Below are 3,741 nucleotides of genomic sequence, written 5' to 3'. Positions count from 1 at the left end.
CCCACCCGGGGTGGGGTACCCCTGGCCCCACCCCCGATTCGGGGGTCGCTCACGCCCCGGCAGCGGACCCAGTCGGTTCCGCATGTTCTGGTCCGCGATCGTGATGGCCGGCGGCCGCACGGCGCGCACATGTCGTTGGTCGATCCGGTGTCGCATGACGTGCCAGACCGCACGCGATCGTAATGGTCGTTCCCATTCGGAAGAGGAGTGTCTCCCCATGGCTCTGATCAAGCCTCGCTCGCGCGGCAAGCGTCTCGTCCGGCATCGCACCCGGTTGGACCACGAGACCAACGAGACCTTGTATGCCTACGCGCTGTTCATCGGTGAGTCCACCGAGTACGTGCTCAACCAGGTCATCGACACGGTGCTCGCCAGGGACAAGGAGTTCCTGCAGTGGCGCGCCGATCATCCTGAGTCCTGCGTCCCGACCAGTGGCGGCAGCGATCGCCGCCGGCGCCGCGGGCCCGCGCCGTCATCGCTGACGTCTGCCTCGCACGGTAGCCACCGGCAGGCAACGCTCGGCAGCGCCGACGCACACTGACGCGGAGACGATCATGCTGCGGACCATCCTGCAAGGTCGAGCCGTCCTGGCGTTGCTTGTCGCCGGAGTGGTGGGCACGTGGGGTCTGCACGCCTTCCCAGTGCCGACCGACAACCCGTTCCTGGCACTCATCGCCGCGCGCAGGCCCCACGTCTTCGCCGTCCTCAGCTACGGGTACGCGACGATGTGGTTCACCACGACGTACCTAATGGCGTCGATCGTGGCCTCGCTCGTCACCATCGTGGTGTTCCGCACCATGCCGCCCGTGGCCTACCGTCCACTGCCGGCGTATCCCGAGCCGGAGGAGCGTCCGGCGCCGACACTGGTCCTGGGCGAGACCCACGAGATCTCGGCGCCCGGTCGCGCGCCGGAGCCCACCTGGCTGACCATCCCGCAGCGCGGGCTCTACACCGGCATCATGATTCTGGGCGCGGTGGGCACCGGCAAGACGTCTGCGTGCATGTACCCCTACGTGGACCAGCTGCTGCGCTGGCGCGCGGCAGACCCTGAGCTGAAGATGGGCGGCCTGGTGCTGGAAGTGAAGGGCGACTTCTGCCGGCAGGTCCGCACCATCCTGGCGCGGGCCGGCCGCGAGTCGGACTACGTCGAGGTCGGCCTGAACAGCGGGGTCTGCTACAACCCCCTGCACAACGATCTCGATCCCTACGCCGTGTCGTACGCGGTGGCCACGCTCCTGAACAACCTATTCGGGCGGTCCAAGGAACCCTTCTGGCAGCAGGCGTACACGGACTTGCTCAAGTTCGTGATCTCGCTTCGACGGATCACGGATGGCTACACGACGCTGGCCGAGGTCTACCGCTACATCATCGACGACAAGCTGATCGACAAGAACATCCGCGCGCTGCAGGCCCAGTTCAAGGATCCCGGCGACGTGTTGGTCGTACCGCAGGTCGAGCACGCGCTGCATCTGCGGCAGGCGCCCTGGACGCTGTGGGTGCGGTTCGACGGGACCCACATGGCCCACCCGTACGATGCCGAACTCGAGACCTTTCTGGCCGAGCGCGGGCTGCCCTTCACGGTCCGCACGGGGGATGCCGCCATCGCGGCAGACCGGCGGCATCGTCTCGAGGCCATCGAGCGCTGGTACTACAGCGCCTGGGCGCGGCTCGATCCGAAGGTCCGATCGTCGATCGTGGAAGGCGCAGTCGTGTTCCTCTCGTTGTTCGACGAGAACCCGGATGTGTACCGCGCGTTCTGCCCGCCACGCTCGGCCTACGCCAAGCCTCCGGGCCCCGGAGAGCCGCGTCCGCTGCCGCCTCTCGAGGACCTGCTCGAGAGCGGCCATGTGCTCGGGCTCAACTTCCCGGTCGCCCTGAACCCTGCGCTGGCTCGCGGCCTGGGCGTGATGCTGAAGCTCGACTTCCAGCGTGCCGTGCTCCAACGCATTCCGCAGATGGGGGAGCCAGGGCGGACGTGGCGCGACCTGCTGTTCGTCGCCGACGAGTACCACGCCTTTGCCACGGTCGGCGAGACGGACCCGACGGGAGACGAGCGGGCGTTCGCACTGTCGCGCCAGGCGCGGCTCATTCCGATCGTGGCGACCCAGAGCCTGAGTTCCCTGCGGTCGTCCCTGGGCGGTGACGAGAGCTGGCGCACGCTGGTGCAGTGCTTCCGGACCAAGCTGTTCCTGGCGACCAGCGACGAGTTCACCGCACGGATGGCCGCGGAGTTGTGCGGCAAGAACGACCGGCTTAAGGTGCGGTACACCCTGGCCGAGGCGGACCAGGGCGCGCACATCTCGTGGCTGACGGGCAGGGCAGCCGCGTCGAAGCAGACGCTCAGTGCCAGCAAGAGCTACAGCTTCGAGTCCGACTACACGTTTCCGCCACGGGTGTTCACCGAACTCCAGAATGCCCAGGCCGTGGCACTGCCGTATGACGGGCTCAACCCCCTCCCTCCGCAGTACTGCTATCTCAAGCCGCACTACCTGGACGTGGGTCAGAGCTACTTCGATCATCTCGAGCGAGGCGCCCTATGAGCAGTCTCGACCGCATCCTTCCGTTCCTCCGGTCCATCGAGGACCTGCTGATGGATCCCACCGTCACCGAAGTGATGGTCAATGCCGGCGGGCGCCGCGTCTTCGTGGAGCGAGACGGGACGGTCGAGGCTGTCCCCGATCGGGCCCTCGAAGTCCGGAATCTGACCGTCGCGATCAAGAACATCGCGCGGGCGTGCGGCGACGAGATCTCCGAACACCAGCCCCTGCTCGACGCACGCCTCGAGGATGGATCGCGCGTTGCTGCGATGTTCCCGCCGTGTTCGGTGGACGGTCCGACGCTCACCGTCAGGAAGTTCACGCATCGCTACTCGCTGGACGAACTCGTCTCCGTCGGCACCCTGACGTCACCCTTGGCCGATGCCCTGCGTAGCGCGATCGCCGACCGGCTGAACATCCTCATCTCCGGCGGCACGGGGACCGGCAAGACGACCCTGCTGAATGCGCTGGCGGCGACCATTCCAGCGAGTGACCGGATCGTGCTGATCGAGGAGACGTCCGAGATCCTCATCGACAAGCCGAACCTCGTGCGGTTCGAGGCGCGGCGTGCCCAAGCGCCCCTTGGGCAGGAAGCACCACTGCCAGCGGTGACCATCTCCGACCTGCTCAGGGCGACCCTTCGGCATCGTCCCGACCGCATTCTCGTGGGTGAAGTCCGTGGTCCGGAGGCCTTCGACCTGCTGCAGGGCCTGAACACCGGCCACCTGGGCAGCCTCAGCACCATCCACGCGAACTCCGCGCAGCAGGCGCTCACGCGGCTCGCGCATTGCGTGCTGACCGCCAACGTCGGCCTGCCGCATCGGAGCACGCGGGAGGCCATCGCCCTGGCGATCCATCTGGTCGTACACATCGCCCGCCAGCACGGTCGGCGCGTGGTGACCGAGGTGGCGCGCCTGCGCCGGTACGACGTGCAGCTCGAGCAGTTCGAGCTGGAGGCCTGGACAGTCGGTGCGTAGGGAGAGCAGAGGAGGGAAGCGATGAGGACGTGCGTGAACGCGACACATGCAATACCGATCGCCTTGCTCCTGGTACTGGCGGGGTGTGGTGGACAGTCGCCATCGCCGACGTCGCCATCGCCGCCTACGTCGTTCCTCACGGGCACATGGACAGGCACGGTCACCATTCAGGTGAATCCGGGAGACCCCGGTGCGCCGCCGCCGACTACCGGTCCGACGACCTGGAC

The 3,741-nt window shown here is 67.2% G+C and carries 4 protein-coding genes; all 4 read left to right on the top strand.

What is annotated here, in order from left to right:
• Positions 1–217: 217 nt before the first annotated feature.
• Positions 218–541 (top strand): hypothetical protein, encoded by a 324-nt coding sequence (locus Q0C41_RS28870; RefSeq protein WP_291990044.1) that lies wholly within the window; start codon positions 218–220, stop codon positions 539–541.
• Positions 542–554: 13 nt separating this feature from the next.
• Complete coding sequence (locus tag Q0C41_RS28865) at positions 555–2,540, top strand: TraM recognition domain-containing protein (protein ID WP_291990042.1); 1,986 nt, start codon at positions 555–557, stop codon at positions 2,538–2,540.
• Positions 2,537–3,514, top strand: a complete 978-nt coding sequence (locus Q0C41_RS28860) for an ATPase, T2SS/T4P/T4SS family (RefSeq protein WP_291990040.1) — start codon at positions 2,537–2,539, stop codon at positions 3,512–3,514. The genes Q0C41_RS28865 and Q0C41_RS28860 overlap by 4 nt, the downstream gene beginning before the upstream one ends.
• Positions 3,515–3,543: 29 nt before the next feature.
• Positions 3,544–3,741 (top strand): hypothetical protein (locus Q0C41_RS28855; protein WP_291990038.1); only part of this gene is annotated, 198 nt, incomplete at its 3' end.

The sequence above is a fragment of the Luteitalea sp. genome (genome assembly GCF_022842525.1).
Taxonomy (GTDB): domain Bacteria; phylum Acidobacteriota; class Vicinamibacteria; order Vicinamibacterales; family Vicinamibacteraceae; genus Luteitalea.
Note: the sequence above shows the minus strand (reverse complement) of the source record. Positions and strands in the feature narration are given on the sequence as shown.